The organism is Tsukamurella sp. DT100 (assembly GCF_049844855.1).
Classification (GTDB): Bacteria; Actinomycetota; Actinomycetes; order Mycobacteriales; family Mycobacteriaceae; genus Tsukamurella.
The window spans coordinates 62624-81900 of record NZ_JBNCLV010000001.1 but is presented as its reverse complement, the minus strand read 5'-3'; the positions used below and the strand labels follow the sequence as shown (position 1 = coordinate 81900).

Below are 19277 nucleotides of genomic sequence, written 5' to 3'. Positions count from 1 at the left end.
CGACCGGGGCGTAGCGTGGATGACCGTGTTCACCATCGGCTTCGACCTCGACCTCACGCTGATCGACTCACGGCAGCGCATCCTCACCGCGGCGCAGCGCGCCTTCGCGGATCTCGGTCATGCGGTGGACGACGAGGTGCTCCTGCCGCACATGGGCGTCCCCATCGACGACGTCGCGCGCGAGGTGGTTCCGGGGATCGATGCGGACCGGTTCCTGCGGCGCTACCGGCAGCACTACGACACGGATTCGACGACGCCGGTCCCCGTTCTGCCGGGCGCGGAGGAACTCCTCGCGGCGATCCGGGCGGCGGGCGGTGCGTCGGTCGTCGTGTCCGCGAAGCAGCAGGCCGCCGCGGAGCGCGCCGTCGCAGACGCGGGCCTCGACGTCAGCGCCGTCGTGGGCGGGCACTTCGGGGAGCAGAAGGGGGAGGCGCTGCGCCGATTCGGGAACGTCCGCGCCTACCTCGGTGATCACGTGGAGGACGCGGCGGCGGCGCGGTCGGCCGGGTGCCCGTTCATCGGCGTCACCACCGGCGAGTTCGACGACGACGCGCTTCTGCGGGCCGGGGCGGCGCGCACCGTCGGCCATCTGGCCGAGGTCGTCGCGCTGCTGCCCGACTACGCGGCCACCTGAAAACGTCCGAGAACTGGACATTCGCCCCAGGGTTTGATATTGCATAACCTATGGGGCAGACAATCGGGGGAGCATCGGACACCGTATATCCGATGAAGGCGCGGAAGATCGAGTGGAACACCTACGGGGACTCGCTGGCTCGCCGTTTGGTGACGCTGCGCAAGTCGCGCGGGCTGTCGCAGGAGAAGCTCGCCGAGTCGGCGGGGCTGCATCGGAATCAGATCTCGAACATCGAGCGCAACGTGAGCTCGAACGACGGGGTCTCGGACCCGCACATGTCCACGGTCTACCGGCTGGCGGCGGCGCTGGACGTGCCGCCGGCTCTCCTGATGCCGGATCTCGACCGTCGGGTCGCGAGCCGTTCGCCGGAACAGGCGTCGGGCAAGGCGATCGCGGCGGTCGAGGCGACGCTGCGGTCAGCCCTCGACGAGGGCTGACCGTCGAGGGGCTACTTGGCCTTCGCGGAGCCGCAAGTGCGGTAGGCGTCGGCGACGGCGCGCTGCACGTTCGCCTGCTCGCCGGCCAGGCTCATGGCCGAGCCGGTGCCGCGGAAGGCGAGGGCGGCAACGCGGAGCTGGCGGGTCAGCCCGTCCGAGGCGGCGATGTCCGCGAACTCCTGCGGGCCGCCGGCGGCCTCCTCGAGGCGCTTGGCCAGGCCGGGGGACGAACGGTCGATCGCGGCCCGCAGCTGGCCGACCGTGCACGAGGTGCCGGGCACTGCGCGCGCCGACGCGGCGTTCGGCTTGGGCGCGGGCTTCGGCGTCGGAGCGGCGGCGGCGAGCGGCGCGCCGGCCAGGGCGATCGCGCCGAGGACGGCGGCAGTGGCGGCGGTGCGGCGGAAGGTCATGCGGGTGGTGCCTTTCGGTGGCGGCGTTCGGAGGTGAAGGGTCAGTACTTGTCGCAGGTCGCGATGACCTTGGCGATCTTCGCGTCGATGTCGGTGCGGTTGGCCTTGTAGTAGGCGGCCGCGGCCGGGTTGTCCTTGGTCAGCCGGTCGATGATCGCTTGGCGATCCTCGGGCTTGGCGGTGAGGAGTTCGGTCGCCTGGTCGCGGCCGCCCGGGGTGGCGTCCATGACCGCGATCGCCTCGGGGGCGATGACCTGGGTGGCGCGTTCGACCTGCGCGACGGTGCACTTGGTGCCGGGGACCTTGTCGGTCGGAGCGGCGGATGCGACGGCGGGGACCACGGCGAGGGCTCCGGCGAGGGCTGCGACCGCGGCGGCGATGCGGATCCGGTTCATGACTGTCTCCTGTTCGGGGCGGTGACGACTGCCCCGCGAGACTACCGGTTCGCCGGGGGCCGCGAAAGCACGGCGAGGGGCAAAACCAACCCGGTGGGGTCCGACTGAAACCCGGGTAAGTGCTGTCGTTGGCGGGCGCATCCACGGCGTGGATGACGTCGTTGACCTGGCTGTTCGACGGTCCGGTCCAGTGTCGGCAGGGAGCCGCGGGTCCGTGCGGTAATCGCAACGAATCAGTGGGGCTTCACGCACACGAAGATCGCCGTACCGGGGAACATCTCGCCGCGCAGGGGACTCCACTGGCCCCACTCCCGGGTGAAGCCCTCGGGCCACTCCGGCTCGATCACGTCCACCACCTGCAGGCCCGCGCCGACGATCTCCCGGATCCGGTCGCCCATCGTCCGGTGGTGTTCGACGTACGTGGGGAGGCTGGCGTCGTCCGTCTCGACGTACGGCGACCGGTCGAAGTAGGACAGGGTCGCGACGAGGCCGTCCGGCCCCGGATCGTCGAGGAACATCCAGCGCATCGGGTGGTTCACGGAGAAGACGAAGCGGCCGCCGGGGCGCAGCACGCGGTGCGCCTCCGTCATCACCCGTGCGGAGTCGGCGACGAAGGGGATCGCGCCGAAGGCCGAGCAGACGACGTCGGCGGCACCGTCGGCGACGGGGAGATTCTCGGCCCCGGCTTGGACCAGGAGGGGATTGCCGCCGCGCACGTGCGGCATCCCGCGCCGGAGCATGCCGGCCGAGATGTCGATCCCGACCACCGTCGCGCCCTGCGCGGCGAGCCATCGGGCGCACGGGGCGCTGCCGCAGCCGATCTCCACCGCCGTGGTCCCGGGCCCGACGGTGCCGAGCAGCCCGGCGTCGGACTCGCGCACGCCCTCGGGGCACCAGACGAACTCGCCGTCGGCGGCGTCCACGCCCAGGAAGGCGGCGTGCTCAGCGTGGTAGGCCTCGGCGTCCGAGTCCCACCAGGAACGGTTCGTGGCCTCGGAACCGGCACTGTCGCGGCGCATGTCCGGTTTGGGGCGGTGAGACACGGGAGTGAACCTCTCGGCGGCGGGTGCGGCGAGGGCGGTTTGCCCAGGTTGCGCGCGGTGGAGTAGCCTAGTCCACGCGTGTGCCCATGCGTGCGCGATCTCGACCAAACTACTAGCACCCTGTCCGGAGCAACTTACCCAATGCCCACCACCACCGTTACGTCCCCGCAGGTCGCCGTCAACGACATCGGCACCGCGGAGGATTTCCTCGCCGCGATCGACGCCACGATCAAGTACTTCAACGATGGCGACATCGTCGAGGGCACCATCGTCAAGGTCGACCGTGACGAGGTCCTGCTCGACATCGGTTACAAGACCGAGGGCGTCATCCCCTCCCGCGAGCTGAGCATCAAGCACGACGTCGACCCGTCCGAGGTCGTCAACGTCGGCGATGCCGTCGAGGCTCTCGTCCTCACCAAGGAGGACAAGGAAGGCCGCTTGATCCTGTCCAAGAAGCGTGCGCAGTACGAGCGCGCCTGGGGCACGATCGAGGAGCTCAAGGAGAAGGACGAGGCCGTCAAGGGCACCGTCATCGAGGTGGTCAAGGGTGGTCTCATCCTGGACATCGGCCTCCGCGGCTTCCTCCCGGCCTCGCTGGTCGAGATGCGTCGTGTGCGCGACCTCCAGCCGTACATCGGCAAGGAGATCGAGGCGAAGATCATCGAGCTCGACAAGAACCGCAACAACGTGGTCCTGTCGCGTCGTGCGTGGCTCGAGCAGACCCAGTCCGAGGTCCGCAGCGAGTTCCTGCACCAGCTCCAGAAGGGCCAGGTCCGCAAGGGCGTCGTGTCCTCCATCGTCAACTTCGGTGCCTTCGTGGACCTGGGCGGCGTCGACGGCCTCGTCCACGTCTCCGAGCTCTCCTGGAAGCACATCGATCACCCGTCCGAGGTGGTCACCGTGGGCGACGAGGTCACCGTCGAGGTCCTCGACGTCGACCTGGACCGCGAGCGCGTCTCGCTGTCGCTCAAGGCGACCCAGGAGGATCCGTGGCGTCAGTTCGCCCGGACCCACGCCATCGGCCAGATCGTGCCCGGCAAGGTCACCAAGCTCGTCCCGTTCGGCGCCTTCGTCCGCGTCGAGGAGGGCATCGAGGGCCTCGTCCACATCTCGGAGCTGGCCGAGCGCCACGTCGAGGTCCCGGACCAGGTCGTCTCGGTCGGCGACGACGCCATGGTGCGCGTCATCGACATCGACCTCGAGCGTCGTCGTATCTCGCTGAGCCTCAAGCAGGCCAACGAGGACTACGCGGAGGAGTTCGACCCGTCGAAGTACGGCATGGCCGACAGCTACGACGAGAACGGCGAGTACATCTTCCCCGAGGGCTTCGATCCCGAGACCAACGAGTGGCTCGAGGGCTTCGACAAGCAGCGCGAGGAGTGGGAGGGTCGCTACGCCGAGGCGGAGCGCCGCCACAAGATGCACACCGCGCAGATGGAGAAGTTCGCGGCCGACGAGGCCGCCGAGGCCGCTGCCGGTGGTCCGGCCGCGGGTGGCGCGAACTACTCGAGCGAGTCGTCCTCGAACGACCGTGGTGGCAACGAGGCCCCGCAGAGCACCGGCGGTTCGCTGGCCAGCGATGCGCAGCTCGCTGCTCTCCGCGAGAAGCTGTCGGGCAACGCCTGATCCGCTTCACCGCATCGACGCTGAACGCCCCGCATCCTTCGCAGGATGCGGGGCGTTCCCCGTTTCCGGGCTCCTAATTGAGGCGGTCGCCGGTGTCCGGATGGAACAGGTGCACCGCGGGCTCGATCTGGGCGAGCCGCACGCCGTCGCCGATCCGGGCCGCCGTGCGCCGCGGGCACCGCGCCACCAGCGTGACGGGCGCGCCGTCGACGCCGGCCACGCCGGGATCCTCCACACTCGCGTAGACGAAGGTGTCGCTCCCGAGGTCCTCCATGATCGCGACGGTTCCGGCCACGCCCGCGTCCGGTCCCGCGAGGCCGAGGCTCTCGGGGCGGATGCCGACGGTCACGCGGTCCAGGCCGGAGGTGCGGAGCGCGGCCCGCGCTTCCGCATCCAGGTCGACGGTGCCGCCCGCCACGACGATCGCCCCGTCGCGGACGGGCGCCGTGAACAGGTTCATCGCCGGTGAGCCGATGAAGCCGGCCACGAAGGCGTTCGTGGGGCGGTCGTAGAGCTCGGCGGGCGTCGCGAACTGCTGGAGCACCCCGAACTTGAGCACGGCGACGCGGTCGCCCATCGTCATCGCCTCGACCTGGTCGTGCGTGACGTAGACGGTGGTCGTGCCCAGGCGGCGCTGGAGCGCGGCGATCTGCGTGCGGGTCTGCACCCGGAGCTTGGCGTCGAGGTTCGACAGCGGCTCGTCCATGCAGAAGACCTGCGGCTCGCGGACGATCGCGCGGCCCATCGCGACGCGCTGGCGCTGACCGCCGGAGAGGCGGGCCGGCTTGCGGTCGAGGTAGTCGGTGAGGTCGAGCAGCTTCGCGGCCTCGGCGACCTTCTGCTTGCGCTCGTCGAGCGGGACGCCGCGCATCTTCAGCGCGAAGCCCATGTTCTCGCCGACCGTCTTGTTCGGGTACAGGGCGTAGTTCTGGAAGACCATCGCGATGTCGCGGTCCTTGGGCGCGACGCCCACCATGCTGCGGCCGCCGATGGAGATCGCGCCGGAGTCGATCTCCTCCAGGCCGGCGAGCATGCGCAGCGCGGTCGACTTGCCGGAGCCGGACGGCCCGACCAGGACGACGAACTCGCCGTCGGCGATGTCGAGGTCGAGGGAGTCGACGGCGAGGGTCTCGGCGCCGGGGTAGACGCAGCAGGCCTTGTCGTAGGTGATGGAAGCCATGGTTCCTCCTGGGGATCCGAGGGGGCGAGAGGTGGTGGCGGCTACTTGATGGCGCCGAAGGACAGGCCGCGGACCAGTTTGTTCTGGGCGATCCACCCGCAGATGACCACGGGGAGGGCGGCCAGCACGGAGGCGGCGGACAGCTTGGCCCAGAACAGGCCCTGCCCGGACATGAATCCGGTGAGGGCCACCGGCATGGTCTGGGCGTTGACCGCGGTGAGGTTCACCGCGAAGAAGAATTCGTTCCACGAGAAGATCACGCAGATCAGGGCGGTGGCCGCGATGCCGGGCGAGATGATCGGGAGGATCACCTCGCGCACCGAGGTCCAGAGGCCCGCGCCGTCCATCCCGGCGGCCTCGAGCAGTTCGCTCGGGACCTCGAGGAAGAAGGACCGCATCATCCACACGGCGATCGGCAGGTTCATCGCGGTGTAGAGGATGACCAGCGTCCAGATGTTGTCGAGCATCCCGATCCGGCCGACGATGACGTACAGCGGGATGATCGCAGCCACGATCGGCAGCATCTTCGTGCTGATGAAGAAGAACAGCGCATCCTGCGTCTTGCGGACGGGCCGCAGCGAGAGGGCGAACGCTGCGGGCACGCCGAGCACCAGCACGAGGGTCGTCGAGATGACCGTCGCGAAGACGGAGTTGAGCAGTGGGACGCCGATGCCGGAGTCGAACACCGCCCTGAACTGGTCCAGGGTCGGCACGAAGAACAGGGTCGGCGGCCGCGTGGCCGCGTCGCTCTCCTGCTTGAACGCGGTGAGCACCATCCACAGCACGGGGAAGAAGAAGCCGATGGCGATGATCCAGGTGATCGCGGTGAGCGCGCCGCCCTTGGGATCGCGCCGCCGGCGGGGAACGATGGTCGTGGACATCAGGCTGCTTCCTTTCCGGCGCCGAAGCTCTTGAAGATCAGTCGGATCGCGAGCGTCGAGACGACGATCGTGCCGATCACGGTGACGACGCCCATGGCCGCGGCCTGGCCGATGTCGAAGCCGAGGAAGGCACGCTGATAGATGTAGAAGGGCAGGTTGGAGCTGGCGACGCCCGGGCCGCCCGAGGTCATCATGTAGACCGCGTCGAAGGTGTTCACCAGGTAGATGGCGCCCAGCACCGCGCCCAGCTCGATGAACCGCCGCAGGTGCGGCAGCGTCAGCTCGCGGAACAGCCGCACGCTGGTGGCGCCGTCGACCCGCGCGGCCTCCTGCACGTCCCGGGGCATGGACTGCAGGCCCGCGAGGATGAGCAGCATCATGAACGGCGTCCACTGCCAGACGAGTTCGGCGACGACGGAGGCGAGCGGGTACTCGCTGAGCCAGTCGACGTGGATGCCGAGCGGACCGAGCGCCCAGGCGAGTAGGCCGTTGGTGGGGGAGAGCAGGCTCGTCTTCCACAGCAGCGCCGCGGCGACCGGCGTGACCAGGAACGGCGTGATGAGCAGGGTGCGGACGACGCCGCGCCCCAGGAACTTCCGGTCCAGCAGCAGGGCCAGGATCAGGCCGAGGATCACCGACAGCACGACGGTGCCGACGATGAGCAGCACGGTGTTGAGCGTGACCGTCCAGAACTGGGTGTCTCGGAACACCTCGACGTAGTTGCCCAGCCAGTTGAACTTCCGCGACCCGGGCCGCACCAGGTTCCACGACTGGGTGGAGTAGTACAGCGTCACCAGGAACGGGATCTGGGTGACGATCACCATGAAGATCAGCGCGGGCAGCAGCGGCCCGCGGCGGCGCCACGCCTCGGCGCGGGTGATCCGGTCGCGCTTGGAGCGCAACGGCGCCGCGGGACGTACCTCGGTCGTGGTCATCGGGCCTCTCCCGTCCTTTCCTGGCCGTCGCGGTAGCTCTTCCCGACGACCTCGGCGTACTTCTGCGACTGGGCCAGCGCGTCGTCGACGGAGATCTGGCCGGCGATGGCGGCGCTGATCTGCTGGCTCACGCGGGTGCCCAGATCCTGGAACTCGGGAATCGCGAGGAACTGGATCCCGGTGTAGGGCACCGGCTCCAGCGTCGGGCGGGACTGGTCGGCGGCGAGCATGGAGTCGAGCGTCTGCTTCGCGAAGGTCGACGAGAGCTCCTTGTAGGCGGGCAGCTCGTAGGTCGACAGCCGGCTGCCCGGCGGGACGCGGCTCGGCCCGAGCTTGTCGGCGACCCCGGCGATGTACTGCTTGCTCGTCATCCAGGAGACGAACTTCCACGCGTCGCCGGCGCGCGTGCTCTTCGCCGGGATGCCGAGCGACCAGGTGTAGAGCCAGCCGTTGCCGGACTTGGCCATCTTCGGCGCGGGGAGGTACCCGACCTGCCCGGCGATCTTCGAGGTCTCGGGGCTCTCCAGCGAGGAGACGGCGGCCGTGGAGTCGTACCACATCGCGGCCTGCCCCTGCGCCAACAGGTTTCCGCACTCCTGGAAGCCGGTGGACGCGGCGCCGGCCTCGCCGTAGTTCCGCACGGTGTCGACGTAGAACCGCACCGCGTCGCGCATCTGCTGCGAGTCGAACTGCGGGTTCCACTGCTCGTCGAACCAGCGGCCGCCGAAGGCGTTGATCACGGTGTTCAGCGGCGCGAGCACCTCGCCCCAGCCGGGCTTGCCGCGCAGGCAGATCCCCGCCACGTCGCGCGAGTGCAGCTTGCGGGCCGCGTCGGCGACCTCGGGCCAGGTCGGCTCGGCGGGCAGCGTGATGCCCGCCTTCGCGAACATCTGCTTGTTGTACATGAGGAACGAGGACTCGCCGTAGAACGGCACGGAGTACATCCGGCCCTGGTACGAGAGCGCGTCGCGCAGCGTCGGGATGAAGTCGCCCGGGTCGTACGACGGGTCGCGGTCCATCAGCGAGGAGAGGTCCGTGAGCCAGCCGTTCTGGGCCCACATCCGGGTCTCGTAGTTGCTGATCATCACCACGTCGAACTCGCCCCCGCCGGTTGAGACGGAGGCGGTGATCTTGGCCCGCGCCTCGTTCTCCGAGAGCGTGACGAACTTGAGCTTCACGCCGGGGTTGGCGCGTTCGAACTCGGGGGCCAGGCCCACCGCGTCCGTCATCTGCGAGTTCGACACCATGGCCACGGTGACGGCGGAGCCGCCCCCGTCGGTGAAGACACCCGCGCCGGAGCAGCCGGCGAGCAGTGCCGTCGCGGCGGCGAGGCCACCGGCGGCCGCGGCGCGGCGTCGTGCGGATCTGCGGATCACGGTCATCCCTTCTGTTCTGCGAGCAGCCACTGCGCGGTGGGACGGTCCGTGACCAGGGTGGTCGCGAAGCGGCCGCGCAGGGCGCCCAGGATCGATTCCCGGCGGTGCTCGCCGCCGGAGGTGAGAATCGCTGTGGGGCAGCGCCGGATGTCCTCCAGCGGTACCGAGACGGTGCGGTCGACGAGCGAGGACGCGACGGGCGCACCGTCGATCCCGTAGAAGCGCCCTCCGATCTCGCCGACGGCCCCGAGCGCGTGCAGCTCGCCGAGGACCTCGGTGTCGATGTACGCGCCCTCGAAGAGGGTGGTCGAGGTGGAGACGGAACCGACGCCGAAGAGCATCACCTCTGCGGAGCGGGCGGCCGCGAGCGCTTGGGAGACGATGGAATCGCGCTCGAGCGCGCGCACCGTGTCGGGGTCGGCGAACAGCGGTGCCACGAGCCGGACCGGCCGCGCGCCGAGGCGTTCGGAGAAGCGGGCGAGGGCGTGGTCGACGCCGGTGTGGTACTCGACGGAGGTCATCGAGCCGTCCATCTGCACCACGCGGGCGCAGGCCGCCGCGCCGCCGAGCGCGTCCGCCACCGCCACCTGCTCGGGGCCCCAGGTGAAGCCGAAGGTGTCCGTGGGCTGCAGGCGGCGGGCGAGCAGGGAGGCGCCCGCCCGGCCCAGCGCGGCGTCGCCCGACGGTGTCCCGTCGGCGTCCTCCGCGATGATCAGCGCCTCGGTGAGCCCGAAGGCGGCCTCCAGGTCGCGCTCGAGGTCGGGGTGGATGGAATCCGCGAGGTGCGCGGGGGCCGCGACGGTGACGGTGACCAATCCCTGTGCCCGGGCCCGGGCGACCAGGCGGCCGGCCGTGGGGCGGGAGACCCCCAGCCGCTCCGCGATCTGCGCCTGGGTGAGGCCCTCGAGGTGGTACATGGTGGCCGCGCGCACCAGCAGGCGCAGATCGTGGCCGGGTTCCCCGGGAGTGCGCTGCGGTGATGTCACGCGATGCTCCGTCGATAGCGTGAGCAAATGCTCACTAGCGGTGATTCTGCTCACTACGCTAACATCGGTGATGTGACCCAGGCAACAGTTTCGAAGGAAATGCGCGCCAGCGTGCTGCACCCCGGGGGTCGGATGACCCTCGAGTCGAGGCCCGTCCCGACGCCCGACCCCGGCGACGTGCTGGTCGAGGTCGCGGCCGTCGGCGTGTGCGGCTCCGACACCCACTACCTGCGCCACGGCCGCATCGGCGAGTTCGTGGTGACCGCCCCGATCGTGCTCGGGCACGAGGCGTGCGGGCGGATCGTGGCGGTCGGCGCGGGTGTGCCCGTGGAGAGGGTCGGCGAGCGCGTCTCCATCGAGCCGCAGCGGCCCGACCCGCTCAGTCCGGAGTCCCTCCGCGGCGAGTACAACCTCTGCCCGGCCATGCGGTTCTACGCCACGCCGCCGGTCGACGGCGCCCTCGCCGAGTACGTGACCATCGGATCGGCGTTCGCGCACGCCGTCCCGGATTCGGTGTCCGACGAGGCGGCGGCGCTGTTCGAGCCGCTCTCCGTGGGGATCGCCGCGCTGCGCAAGGCGGCGGTCGGCCTCGGAGGATCTGTCCTCATCGCCGGCGCGGGTCCGATCGGCCTCCTCTGCGCGCAGGTCGCGCGCGCGTCCGGTCTCACCCGGATCGTGGTGACCGACCCCGATCCGGTGCGGCGCGCGGCCGCGGAGCGCTTCGGCGCCACGCGCGTCGTCGACCCCGGCGTGGACGGGGCCGCGGTGGGCGACGGCTTCGATGCCTTCGTCGACGCGTCCGGCGCGCCGCCCGCGATCCGCGCGGGCATCCCCGCCGTCCGCCCCGGCGGCCGGATCGTGCTGGTGGGCATGGGGGCCGACGATCTCGAGCTGCCCGTCTCGCTGATCCAGTCCAGGGAGCTCGTGCTCACCGGCGTCTTCCGCTACGCGAACACGTGGCCCACGGCCATCGCGCTGGCGGCCGAGGGGCGCGTCGACCTCGACGGCATGGTCACCGGGCGCTTCCCGCTCGAGCGCGCCGAGGACGCCCTCAACGCCGACCGGGAGCCGGGCAGCATCAAGGCCGTCGTCCATCCCGGCCGCGCCGGGACCGAACCGCACACCGAGGAGCTGTGATGACCGCACCGATCGACCTGAACCCGGCCGCCCTGCCCGCGATCACGGGCGCCTCCGTGCCGGCCTACGACCGCCCCGCGGTGCGGACCGGCATCGTCCACTTCGGCGTCGGCGGCTTCCATCGCGCCCACCAGGCCGTCTACGTCGACCGGCTGCTCGCGGCCGGCCCCGCCGCGGCGGACTGGGGCATCTGCGGCGTCGGGCTCCGGCCCGCCGACGCCGCGATGCGCGACGCCCTCGTGCCGCAGGGTGGGCTATACACGCTCACCCTCAAACATCCCGACGGTGCCGTCGAGACCTCGGTCGTCGGGTCGATCGTCGACCACCTGTACGCCCCAGACGATCCCGAGTCGGTGATCGAGCGGCTCGCAGCGCCGGAGACGCGCATCGTCTCCCTCACCATCACCGAGGGCGGCTACAACTTCTCCGCGACCACCGGCGAATTCGACGCCGGGAACCCGGACGTCCGGCACGACCTGGAGCCCGGCGCGGCGCCCCGCACCGTCTTCGGATACGTCGTTGAGGCACTGCGGCGTCGGCGCGACCGCGGCGTCCCGGCCTTCACGGTCATGTCCTGCGACAACATCGAGGGCAACGGGCACGTCGCGCAGCGCACCTTCACCGCCTTCGCCCGCCTGGCCGATCCGGACCTCGCGGACTGGATCGCCGAGCACGTGCGCTTCCCCAATTCGATGGTGGACCGGATCACGCCCGCGACCCCCGACGGGCTGCGCGCCGAGGTCGCGGAGCGGGCGGGCGTCGACGACCGGTGGCCCGTGGTCGCCGAGCCCTACACCCAGTGGGTGCTCGAGGACGCCTTCGGCGCGGGCCGCCCGCGGTTCGAGGACGTCGGCGTGCAGGTGGTCGACGACGTCGCGCCCTACGAGCTCATGAAGCTGCGCCTGCTCAACGCGGGGCACCAGGCCCTCGGGCACTTCGCCCGCCTGCTGGGCTACGCGTACGTCCACGACGCCGCGGCCGACCCGGACGTGCGGGAGCTGCTCCGGCGGTACATGCAGGGCGAGGGGCGGCCCACGCTGCGCCCCGTCCCCGGCATCGACCTCGACGACTACATCGAGACCCTGCTCGAGCGGTTCTCCAACCCCGCGATCGCCGACACCGTCGCGCGGCTGTGCCAGGACGCCTCCGACCGCATCCCGAAATGGCTCGTGCCCGTGATCGTCTCGCGCCTCGACGCCGGCGGCGCGGCGCCCCTCGCTGCCGCCGTCGTCGCCGCGTGGACTCGCGGCTGCGAGGGTGTCGACGACGCCGGGGCGCCGATCGTGCAGGGCGACCGCGAGGCGGACGCCCTCACGGAGCGGGCCCTCCGGTCCAGGACCGAGCCGCTCGCCTTCGTGACCGCGCCGGACCTCTTCGGCGATCTCGCCGACCGCCCCGGATTCATGGAGCCCTACCTGGCGGCACTCACCGTATTGCGCGACGGGGGAGCGCGGGCCCTGCTGCGGGAGCTGCTCGCGCGCTAAGCGCCACGGACTTAGCGGCGGTCGAGCACCAGCGCGGCCGCCTCGCGGTAGCGCGCGTAGACCTCCGGCGTGGCTGCGGCCGTGCGCGATTCGGCGACCGGACGCTGCCACGTGGGCGCCGAACCGTCGCCCCGGAGCGCCCACGCCGCTTGCCGGGCGGCCCCGCGGGCGACGTACTCGCCGTCGGCGGGGAAGTCGACGGCGCGACCGAAGATCGCGGGCGCGATGTCGCGCACCGCGCCCGATCGGCCGCCGCCGCCGACCACCAGGATCCGCTCGACCGCCGTGCCCTGCTCGGCGATCGCGTCGAGGCAGAACTGGAGCGAGCAGAGCAGGCCCTCGACGGCGGCGCGCGCGATGTTCTCGCGGGTGAGGTTGGCGCCGGTCAACCCCTGCAGCGATCCGGTGGCGTTCGGCAGGTTGGGGGAGCGCTCACCCGCGAAGAACGGGACCAGGACCAGGCCCTCCGCGCCGGGAGGCGCTGTCAGCGCGAGTCGCGCGAACTCCTCGAGGTCCGCTCCGAGCATCCGCGCGGTCGCCGCCAGAACGGGGGCGCCGTTGAGGGTGCAGACCAGCGGCAGCTGGTGCCCGGTGGCGTCGGCGAACCCGGCGACGATGCCCGACGGGTCGCGCGGCGCTGTCGCCGTCACGGCGCTGACCACGCCCGACGTCCCGAGGGAGACGATGCAGTCCCCGGGCCGGGCGTCGAGGCCGAGGGCGGCGCCGGCGTTGTCGCCCGCGCCCGCGCCGAGCGGGGTGCCCCGGCGGAGCGGGCCGTCGTCGGCGACGACGGGTGTCGACTCCGCGGGGCCGAGTACGCGGGGGAGTGCGGGCCGCCGCCCGCGCAGCGCGAGTTCGAGGAGGTCCGAGCGGTACTCGCCCGTCGCCGCGCTGAAGTAGCCGGTGCCGGAGGCGTCCGAGCGGTCCGTCGCGAGGGTGTCGAGCCCGCCCCCGCCGAGCCTCCACGTGAGCCAGTCGTGCGGGAGGCAGACCGCGGCCGTCGCGTCCGCGTGCGCCGGTTCCGCGTCGGCGAGCCAGCGGAGCTTCGCGGCGGTGACGGCGGCGACGGGGACCACGCCCACCGCGTCGGCCCACCGGTCCGGGCCGTCGAGGTCCGCGACGAGCTGCTCCGCCGCGGCGGCCGATCGGGTGTCGTTCCACAGCAGGGCGTCCCGCACCACGGCGCCGTCCCGGTCCAGGCACACCATGCCGTGCTGCTGCGCCCCGACCGAGGCGGCGGCGACGTCGTCGAGCCCGCCCGCCGCGCGGGCCGCGGCGGAGAACGCATCGAGCCACGCGGCGGGCGCGACTTCGGTGCCCGGCGGGTGCGGAGCGGAACCGGATCGGACGACCTCGCCCGAATCCGCATCGCACACGACGACCTTGCAGGACTGGGTGGACGAATCGATTCCGGCGACGAGGGGCACGGTGGCGATCCTCCCAGACCGCCCCGTCGTCCATGCACGTATCGCCATGGTGATCTTTGACAATGATTTTCATCAACGATTACACCTGTCCTCATGCCCAAGCACCTGCACCTCGCCGCGCCCCTCCTCGCCGCCGCCCTCCTGGCCGCCGGATGCGGCTCCGCCCAGCCGGATCCGGCACCGTCGTCGGCGAAGGCCTCCGGATCGGATGCCGACGCGCCCGGCGGCGCGACCGAACAGCGCCGCGCGGCGCCGCGGCTCGCCATCACCTACGAGGGCGGGGTGCAGGTCCTCGACGCCACCACGTTCGAGCGTGTCGCGGACTTCCCCGGCGCGGGCTACCTCCGGGTGAACCCCGCCGGCGACGGCCGCCACGCCGTGCTCTCCGAGGGCGACGGCTTCCGCCTGCTGGACCTCGGCGCCTGGTCCGTTCCGCACGGCGACCATCAGCACTTCTACACCGCCGCGCCGCGGCGCACCGAGATCACGATCCAGGCACCCGAGCCCGGCCACGTGGTCCGCCACGACGGCCGCACCGTGTTCTTCTCCGACGGCACCGGCGCCGTCACGTCGATCGCCTCGGACAAGGTGGGCGACCCCGACGCGCCCCGCGCGACCTACACCGCCCCGAAGCCGCACCACGGCGTCGCGGTCGAGCGGGCGGACGGCTCGATGCTCATCACGCTCGGCGACGAGAAGACCCGCACCGGCGTCGCGATCCTCGACAAGGACCGGAAGGAGATCGCGCGCAACGAGCAGTGCCCGGGCGTGCACGGCGAGGGCGCCGCCGAGGGCGGCGTCGTGCTCTTCGGCTGCGAGGACGGCGTGCTGGTGGTGCGCGGCAACGAGATCGTGAAGACCGCGGCCCCCACGCCCGGCTACGCGCGCACCGGCAACGTCGCCGCGACCGAGGCGCACGCCGTCGTCCTGGGAGACTACAAGGTGGACAAGGCCGCCAAGCCCGAGCGGCCCACCCGGGTCAGCCTCATCGACACCCGTACCGGCGCGGTGAAGCTCGTCGACCTGCCCGCCTCCTACAGCTTCCGCTCGCTGGCGCGGGGCCAGTTCGGCGAGGCGCTCGTGCTCGGCACCGACGGCGTGCTCCGAGTCCTCGACCCCAACACCGGCGCCGTCGTCCGCGAAGTCAAGGCCGCGGCGCCCTGGACTGAGGACGCGAACTGGCAGGAGCCGCGCCCCGCGGTCTACACCCTGGGATCGACCGCCTACGTCACCGACCCGTCGGCCAAGTCGATCGTCGCGATCGACGTCCCCACCGGCAAGGAGCTGCGCCGCGGCACCCTCGAGCACACGCCCGACGAGGTGTCGGGCGTCACCGGGGTCGGCACCACTCACTAGTCTGAGGGCATGTTGCGGATCGGACTGACGGGCGGCATCGGCGCGGGCAAGTCGACGGTGGCGAAGGAACTCGCCGCCCTCGGTGCGGTGATCGTGGACGGCGACAAGATCGCCCGCGAGGTCGTCGAGCCCGGGACACCCGGGCTCGCCGCCCTCGCCGAGGCGTTCGGGAAGGGCATCCTCGCCGAGGACGGCAGCCTCGACCGGCCCGCCCTCGCCGCGATCGCCTTCTCCGACGACGAGTCCCGCGCCAAGCTCAACGCGATCACCCACCCGCTGGTGGGCGCGCGGTCCGCGGAGCTGATCGAGGCGGCCGGCCCCGATGCCGTGATCGTGCAGGACATCCCGCTCCTCGTGGAGAACAAGGTGGCGCCGATGTTCCACCTCGTGATCATCGTCTGGGTCGACGCCGAGGAGCGGGTCCGCCGGCTCGTGGGCTCGCGCGGCATGGCCGAGGACGACGCCCGCGCCCGCATCGCCGCCCAGGCCACCGACGAGCAGCGTCGCGCCGTCGCCGACGTCTGGCTGGAGAACACCGGCACCGAGGACGCGACGCGCGCCGCCGTCCGGGCGCTGTGGGCGGATCGCATCGCCCCGTTCGCCGCGAACGTCGCCGCGCACCGTCCGGCCACCGGCGCCCCGCGGGTGGACGACCCGGCCTACGACGAGCGGCTCGTCGGGCGGCTCTGGGTCACCTTCGGTGCCGACGCCTCCGCGGTCACGGCCGACGGTGCCGAGGCGCTCGTCGTGCTCGCCGACGGCGTGGCCGTCGACGCGGTCGCGGCGAAGCTGGCGGCGGCGGGCTTCGCGCCCACGGGGCCGGGGGAGTTCGCGAGCTCCGATCCGGGCCGCGCGGCGGCGGTGCGGGTCACGACTCAGGGCACCGCGTAGTAGTCCCGCACGTGCAGCGCGGCGAGCGGCGTCCACCGCGGCGCCGGCCGGTCGTCCTCGTCGTCACCCGCGGGCGCAGAGGTGCCGTACGCCTGGATCGTCAGCGCGGTCACGGGCTCGTGGTCGACGAGCGTCGCGAGCGCGTACACCGCGGCGAGCACGTGCACGCACATCGTGCTGCGCGCCTTGCAGGAACAGTCGGCGGCGTCGAGGACGGGCGCGGGTCGTAGCCCGCGGGCGAGCAGCGCCGCGTGGATCGCGTCGTCGGGCTCGGTGCGGGAGCCCAGCTCCTCCCGCAGGGCCGTCGCGGTCGCCGGCGCCATCGCGGCGAACTCGAGGTGCGCCGCGGACGCGCTCGCGCCGCTGTGCACGAGAGCGGTGACCCGGCCACCGTCGAACTGCAGCGTGACGCCGCCGTTGCGGGCGAGCATCCGGGCCCGCGGGGCGTGCGTGTTCGGGGTGCTCGCGGTGGTCGGCTCGGCGATGCGGACGAGGTCGGCGCCCCAGGTGGTGAATCCGAAGGGGTTGGTGGCCATGTCAGTTCTCCCGGTTCCGGCGCAGGACGTCCATCAGGCGCTCGTCGTCGAGCGAAGCGAGTTCGGTCACGATCGATCCGTCGTCGGCGTGCACGCCGAGAAGTGCCTTGCGGCGGTGCATCTCGTCGATGTGCTCCTCGATCGTGGTCGCCGTCGTCAGGGTGGTCACCGTGACCGGACGGCTCTGCCCGATGCGGTGGGCGCGGTCCGTGGCCTGCGTCTCGACCGCCGGGTTCCACCAGCGGTCGTAATGCAGCACCTCACTCGCGCGGGTGAGGGTGAGGCCGGTGCCGCCCGCCTTGAGGCTCATGACCAGGACCTCCGGGCCGGTGCCCGCTTGGAAGGCGTCGGCGATCGCGGACCGCTCGGCGACCGGCATCCCGCCGTGGAAGAACGGGACCGCGCGGCCTAGGAGCGACGAGGCCGCCGCGGCGAGCAACTCGCCCGTGTCCCGGTACTGGGTGAACACGAGGGTCGGCCGGTGCGCGGCGACGTTCGCCTCGAGGATCTCCATCGCCACGTCGAGCTTGCCGGACCTGCCCGGCTCCCAGGAGGGCGCGGCACCGTCGGCCAGGCCCGGGTGGTTGCAGATCTGCTTGAGTGCGGTGAGCACCGCGAGCAGCCGGCCGTGCCGCTCCAGCCCGCTGCCGAAGCCGTCGTCCGCGGCCCGGGCGAGGCAGGCGTCGTAGCGGCGGGCCTGCTCGTCGGTGAGGTCGCACAGCACCGGGTTGTCGATCTTCGGCGGCAGCGCCCCGGCCGCCCGGTCCTTGGTGCGGGCCAGCATCACCGGCGCGACGGCCGCGCGCAGGCGGCGCAGCGCACCGTCGTCCCCGGACTCGACGGCCCGGGTGAATCGGCGGCGGAAGACCGCCTTCACCGGGAACATCCGCGGCGCGACCACGCGCAGGATCGCCCAGAGGTCGTCGAGCGAGTTCTCGATCGGCGTGCCGGTGAGAGCGATGCGGAAGTCCGCGTCGAGCTCGCGCGCGGCGCGGGAGACCTGGGTCCGCGGGTTCTTCAGCGCGTGCGCCTCGTCGAAGACGACGGCGGTCCACCGGGTCCGGCCGAGCTCCGCCGCCGAGAGGCGGAGCCGGGCGTAGGAGACGACGGTGACCTCGTCCTGGAGGGCCGGCGCGAACCGGGCGATCTCGCGTCGCCAGTTGGTGGCGAGGCTGGTGGGGCACACGACGAGGTGCGGGCCCGGGCCGAGCCGGGTGAGGGCGGCGATCGCCTGCAGCGTCTTGCCGAGGCCCATCTCGTCGGCGAGCAACGCCCCGCCGTGATCGTGCAGGGTGCGGAGCAGCCAGGCCACGCCGGCCGCCTGGTACGGCCGCGGGTTCGCGTCCAGGGTGCCGTCGAGGGACGCGGCCGTCGCGACGGTGTCGGCGAAGGCGGTGGTCGCGTAGGCGGCGGAGGTGACGGCGGTCCCCGTCGGATCCGGCTCGGCGTGGGCGGCGATCGGCAGCGGCGCCTCCTCGCCCCGGGCCCGATCGGACCAGGCGGTGAGCGAGGCGGACGGCCGCGCGGCGCCGGGCAGGGCCGTGACGTCGACGACGTCGCAGCGCACGTCCGCGACGGCGAGTGCACCGTCGACCGGAACGACGAGCGGGAGAACCGTGGCGCGGGCGGGGTCGTCGAGGTCGTGAGACGACCAGAGGGCGAACTGGTGGAGGTCGGGGAGGTACGTGGCTTCGAGGCTCAGGGCGCGTCCTTCGCGGGAGTCGAATAGGGTACGTTGTACGGAGTACTCGAACAGTGTACACAGTACGGAGAAAAATGTCGATGAATCCCGAGGACGAGGGCCGCGCGCTGGTCCGCCTGCTGTGGCGCGCCGAGGCCGGGGATCCGGCGCCGGGGCGCAAGGGACCCAAGCAGCGGCTCACCGTCGACGAGGTGGTCGCGTCCGCGATCGAACTCGCCGATGCGGAGGGCCTCGCGGCGGTGACCATGCGGGCGCTCGCCGCGCGCCTCGGCGTCGGGCCGATGAGCGTGTACACCTACGTGCCGACCCGCGACGTGCTGGTCGCGCTCATGGTCGACGCGGTCGCGCTCGCGCAGCCGCCGGCAGAGCGGCTCGCCACGCTGCGCGCCTCCCTGGTCGCGGCCGTCCGCGCGCGCCGCGACGAGTACCTCGCGCACACGTGGCTGCTCGACGCGCCCTCGTGGCGGGACGTGCTCGGGCCGGGGAGGATCGGGCAGTACGAGGCGCAGCTCGCGCTCCTCGAGGACCTGCCGATCGGCGACCTCGAGCGGGACTGGCTGATCGTGCTGTTGGAGAGCTTCGCCGCGGGCGCCGCCCGCAGTTCCGGGGCGCGCGGCGCCGCGTCGCGGCCGATGACCGACGCGCAGTGGTGGGAGGTCGTCGGGCCGGAGCTCGCCGCGCTCATGCCGCCCGGGAAGTACCCGATCGCGGGCCGCGTCGGCACCGTCGTCGGCGAGTACTACAGCGCGCCCGGCGATCCCGACGCCGGCTTCGAGCTGGGCCTGCAGGTGCTGCTCGACGGCCTGGAATCGCGGATCCCCGGTCTGCGGGACGGGTAGCG

19 protein-coding genes are annotated in these 19277 nt (G+C 72.1%); 8 read left to right on the top strand and 11 right to left on the bottom strand.

Going from position 1 to position 19277, the window contains the following annotated elements; genetic code table 11:
* Nucleotides 1-19: 19 nt before the first annotated feature.
* On the top strand, nt 20-634 hold the full coding sequence (locus tag ACLQ3K_RS00400) for an HAD family hydrolase (protein ID WP_425996165.1): 615 nt from the start codon (nt 20-22) through the stop codon (nt 632-634).
* Between the two features lie 92 nt (nt 635-726).
* Nucleotides 727-1071 carry a helix-turn-helix transcriptional regulator gene (locus tag ACLQ3K_RS00395; RefSeq protein WP_336671748.1) on the top strand — a complete coding sequence of 115 codons (345 nt, stop codon included), beginning with the start codon at nt 727-729 and terminating at the stop codon, nt 1069-1071.
* An 11-nt stretch (nt 1072-1082) separates the two neighbouring features.
* Here ACLQ3K_RS00395 and ACLQ3K_RS00390 read toward each other — a convergent pair whose 3' ends face one another.
* From ACLQ3K_RS00390 to ACLQ3K_RS00380, 3 genes are all read right to left on the bottom strand, one after another.
* Complete coding sequence (locus ACLQ3K_RS00390) at nt 1083-1481, bottom strand: hemophore-related protein (protein ID WP_336671747.1); 399 nt, start codon at nt 1479-1481, stop codon at nt 1083-1085.
* A 41-nt stretch (nt 1482-1522) separates the two neighbouring features.
* Nucleotides 1523-1876: a hemophore-related protein gene (locus tag ACLQ3K_RS00385; protein WP_224651789.1), complete on the bottom strand. Its 354-nt coding sequence runs from the start codon at nt 1874-1876 to the stop codon at nt 1523-1525.
* A gap of 233 nt (nt 1877-2109) precedes the next feature.
* On the bottom strand, nt 2110-2895 hold the full coding sequence (locus tag ACLQ3K_RS00380) for a class I SAM-dependent methyltransferase (protein ID WP_425997097.1): 786 nt from the start codon (nt 2893-2895) through the stop codon (nt 2110-2112).
* Nucleotides 2896-3060: 165 nt separating this feature from the next.
* On the opposite strand from ACLQ3K_RS00380, the gene rpsA reads away from it, so the two are divergent.
* Complete coding sequence (gene rpsA / locus ACLQ3K_RS00375; protein WP_259144692.1) at nt 3061-4545, top strand: 30S ribosomal protein S1; 1485 nt, start codon at nt 3061-3063, stop codon at nt 4543-4545.
* A 73-nt stretch (nt 4546-4618) separates the two neighbouring features.
* Here the strand turns inward: rpsA and ACLQ3K_RS00370 are convergent, their stop codons facing one another.
* Genes ACLQ3K_RS00370 through ACLQ3K_RS00350 form a run of 5 tightly spaced genes read right to left on the bottom strand, consistent with a single transcriptional unit; the run spans nt 4619 to nt 9903 of the window.
* The gene (locus ACLQ3K_RS00370) at nt 4619-5725 is read right to left on the bottom strand and encodes an ABC transporter ATP-binding protein (RefSeq protein WP_425996161.1); all 1107 of its coding nucleotides are present in this window, start codon (nt 5723-5725) and stop codon (nt 4619-4621) included.
* Between the two features lie 41 nt (nt 5726-5766).
* Nucleotides 5767-6606, bottom strand: coding sequence for a carbohydrate ABC transporter permease (locus ACLQ3K_RS00365; protein ID WP_336671745.1), 840 nt, complete (start codon nt 6604-6606; stop codon nt 5767-5769).
* A complete protein-coding gene (locus ACLQ3K_RS00360; RefSeq protein ID WP_425996159.1) occupies nt 6606-7541 on the bottom strand; it encodes a carbohydrate ABC transporter permease in 936 nt (311 codons plus the stop codon). Before ACLQ3K_RS00360 ends, ACLQ3K_RS00365 begins: the two co-directional genes overlap by 1 nt.
* The gene (locus ACLQ3K_RS00355) at nt 7538-8923 is read right to left on the bottom strand and encodes an ABC transporter substrate-binding protein (protein WP_425996157.1); all 1386 of its coding nucleotides are present in this window, start codon (nt 8921-8923) and stop codon (nt 7538-7540) included. The genes ACLQ3K_RS00360 and ACLQ3K_RS00355 overlap by 4 nt, the downstream gene beginning before the upstream one ends.
* Nucleotides 8920-9903 (bottom strand): sugar-binding transcriptional regulator, encoded by a 984-nt coding sequence (locus tag ACLQ3K_RS00350; protein WP_425996155.1) that lies wholly within the window; start codon nt 9901-9903, stop codon nt 8920-8922. The genes ACLQ3K_RS00355 and ACLQ3K_RS00350 overlap by 4 nt, the downstream gene beginning before the upstream one ends.
* A gap of 99 nt (nt 9904-10002) precedes the next feature.
* On the opposite strand from ACLQ3K_RS00350, the gene ACLQ3K_RS00345 reads away from it, so the two are divergent.
* Together ACLQ3K_RS00345 and ACLQ3K_RS00340 are read left to right on the top strand one after the other, a co-directional pair.
* Complete coding sequence (locus ACLQ3K_RS00345) at nt 10003-11040, top strand: NAD(P)-dependent alcohol dehydrogenase (protein ID WP_425996154.1); 1038 nt, start codon at nt 10003-10005, stop codon at nt 11038-11040.
* A complete protein-coding gene (locus ACLQ3K_RS00340; RefSeq protein ID WP_425996152.1) occupies nt 11040-12524 on the top strand; it encodes a mannitol dehydrogenase family protein in 1485 nt (494 codons plus the stop codon). Before ACLQ3K_RS00345 ends, ACLQ3K_RS00340 begins: the two co-directional genes overlap by 1 nt.
* Nucleotides 12525-12535: 11 nt before the next feature.
* Here the strand turns inward: ACLQ3K_RS00340 and ACLQ3K_RS00335 are convergent, their stop codons facing one another.
* The gene (locus ACLQ3K_RS00335; protein WP_425996150.1) at nt 12536-13951 is read right to left on the bottom strand and encodes an FGGY family carbohydrate kinase; all 1416 of its coding nucleotides are present in this window, start codon (nt 13949-13951) and stop codon (nt 12536-12538) included.
* Between the two features lie 93 nt (nt 13952-14044).
* Between ACLQ3K_RS00335 and ACLQ3K_RS00330 the strand changes: the two genes are divergently transcribed.
* Nucleotides 14045-15307, top strand: coding sequence for a hypothetical protein (locus tag ACLQ3K_RS00330; protein ID WP_425996148.1), 1263 nt, complete (start codon nt 14045-14047; stop codon nt 15305-15307).
* A 9-nt stretch (nt 15308-15316) separates the two neighbouring features.
* Nucleotides 15317-16198 (top strand): dephospho-CoA kinase, encoded by an 882-nt coding sequence (gene coaE / locus ACLQ3K_RS00325; RefSeq protein WP_425996146.1) that lies wholly within the window; start codon nt 15317-15319, stop codon nt 16196-16198.
* Here the strand turns inward: coaE and ACLQ3K_RS00320 are convergent.
* Together ACLQ3K_RS00320 and ACLQ3K_RS00315 are read right to left on the bottom strand one after the other, a co-directional pair.
* Nucleotides 16183-16734, bottom strand: a complete 552-nt coding sequence (locus ACLQ3K_RS00320) for an SWIM zinc finger family protein (protein WP_425996144.1) — start codon at nt 16732-16734, stop codon at nt 16183-16185. The two genes, coaE and ACLQ3K_RS00320, sit on opposite strands and share 16 nt — an antisense overlap.
* Before the next feature lies 1 nt (nt 16735).
* Nucleotides 16736-18301 (bottom strand): DEAD/DEAH box helicase, encoded by a 1566-nt coding sequence (locus ACLQ3K_RS00315; protein ID WP_425996142.1) that lies wholly within the window; start codon nt 18299-18301, stop codon nt 16736-16738.
* A 215-nt stretch (nt 18302-18516) separates the two neighbouring features.
* Here ACLQ3K_RS00315 and ACLQ3K_RS00310 point away from each other — a divergent pair, with 215 nt between their 5' ends.
* On the top strand, nt 18517-19275 hold the full coding sequence (locus tag ACLQ3K_RS00310) for a TetR/AcrR family transcriptional regulator (RefSeq protein WP_425996140.1): 759 nt from the start codon (nt 18517-18519) through the stop codon (nt 19273-19275).
* Nucleotides 19276-19277 lie beyond the last annotated feature (2 nt).

Bases quoted from the DNA above. Each gene is read 5' to 3' on its own strand.
- ACLQ3K_RS00400 (WP_425996165.1), top strand. From the start codon at position 20: ATGACCGTGTTCACCATCGGCTTCGACCTCGACCTCACGCTGATCGAC.
- ACLQ3K_RS00395 (WP_336671748.1), top strand. From the start codon at position 727: ATGAAGGCGCGGAAGATCGAGTGGAACACCTACGGGGACTCGCTGGCT.
- ACLQ3K_RS00390 (WP_336671747.1), bottom strand. From the start codon at position 1,481: ATGACCTTCCGCCGCACCGCCGCCACTGCCGCCGTCCTCGGCGCGATC.
- ACLQ3K_RS00385 (WP_224651789.1), bottom strand. From the start codon at position 1,876: ATGAACCGGATCCGCATCGCCGCCGCGGTCGCAGCCCTCGCCGGAGCC.
- ACLQ3K_RS00380 (WP_425997097.1), bottom strand. From the start codon at position 2,895: ATGCGCCGCGACAGTGCCGGTTCCGAGGCCACGAACCGTTCCTGGTGG.
- rpsA (WP_259144692.1), top strand. From the start codon at position 3,061: ATGCCCACCACCACCGTTACGTCCCCGCAGGTCGCCGTCAACGACATC.
- ACLQ3K_RS00370 (WP_425996161.1), bottom strand. From the start codon at position 5,725: ATGGCTTCCATCACCTACGACAAGGCCTGCTGCGTCTACCCCGGCGCC.
- ACLQ3K_RS00365 (WP_336671745.1), bottom strand. From the start codon at position 6,606: ATGTCCACGACCATCGTTCCCCGCCGGCGGCGCGATCCCAAGGGCGGC.
- ACLQ3K_RS00360 (WP_425996159.1), bottom strand. From the start codon at position 7,541: ATGACCACGACCGAGGTACGTCCCGCGGCGCCGTTGCGCTCCAAGCGC.
- ACLQ3K_RS00355 (WP_425996157.1), bottom strand. From the start codon at position 8,923: ATGACCGTGATCCGCAGATCCGCACGACGCCGCGCCGCGGCCGCCGGT.
- ACLQ3K_RS00345 (WP_425996154.1), top strand. From the start codon at position 10,003: ATGCGCGCCAGCGTGCTGCACCCCGGGGGTCGGATGACCCTCGAGTCG.
- ACLQ3K_RS00340 (WP_425996152.1), top strand. From the start codon at position 11,040: ATGACCGCACCGATCGACCTGAACCCGGCCGCCCTGCCCGCGATCACG.
- ACLQ3K_RS00330 (WP_425996148.1), top strand. From the start codon at position 14,045: ATGCCCAAGCACCTGCACCTCGCCGCGCCCCTCCTCGCCGCCGCCCTC.
- coaE (WP_425996146.1), top strand. From the start codon at position 15,317: ATGTTGCGGATCGGACTGACGGGCGGCATCGGCGCGGGCAAGTCGACG.
- ACLQ3K_RS00320 (WP_425996144.1), bottom strand. From the start codon at position 16,734: ATGGCCACCAACCCCTTCGGATTCACCACCTGGGGCGCCGACCTCGTC.
- ACLQ3K_RS00310 (WP_425996140.1), top strand. From the start codon at position 18,517: ATGAATCCCGAGGACGAGGGCCGCGCGCTGGTCCGCCTGCTGTGGCGC.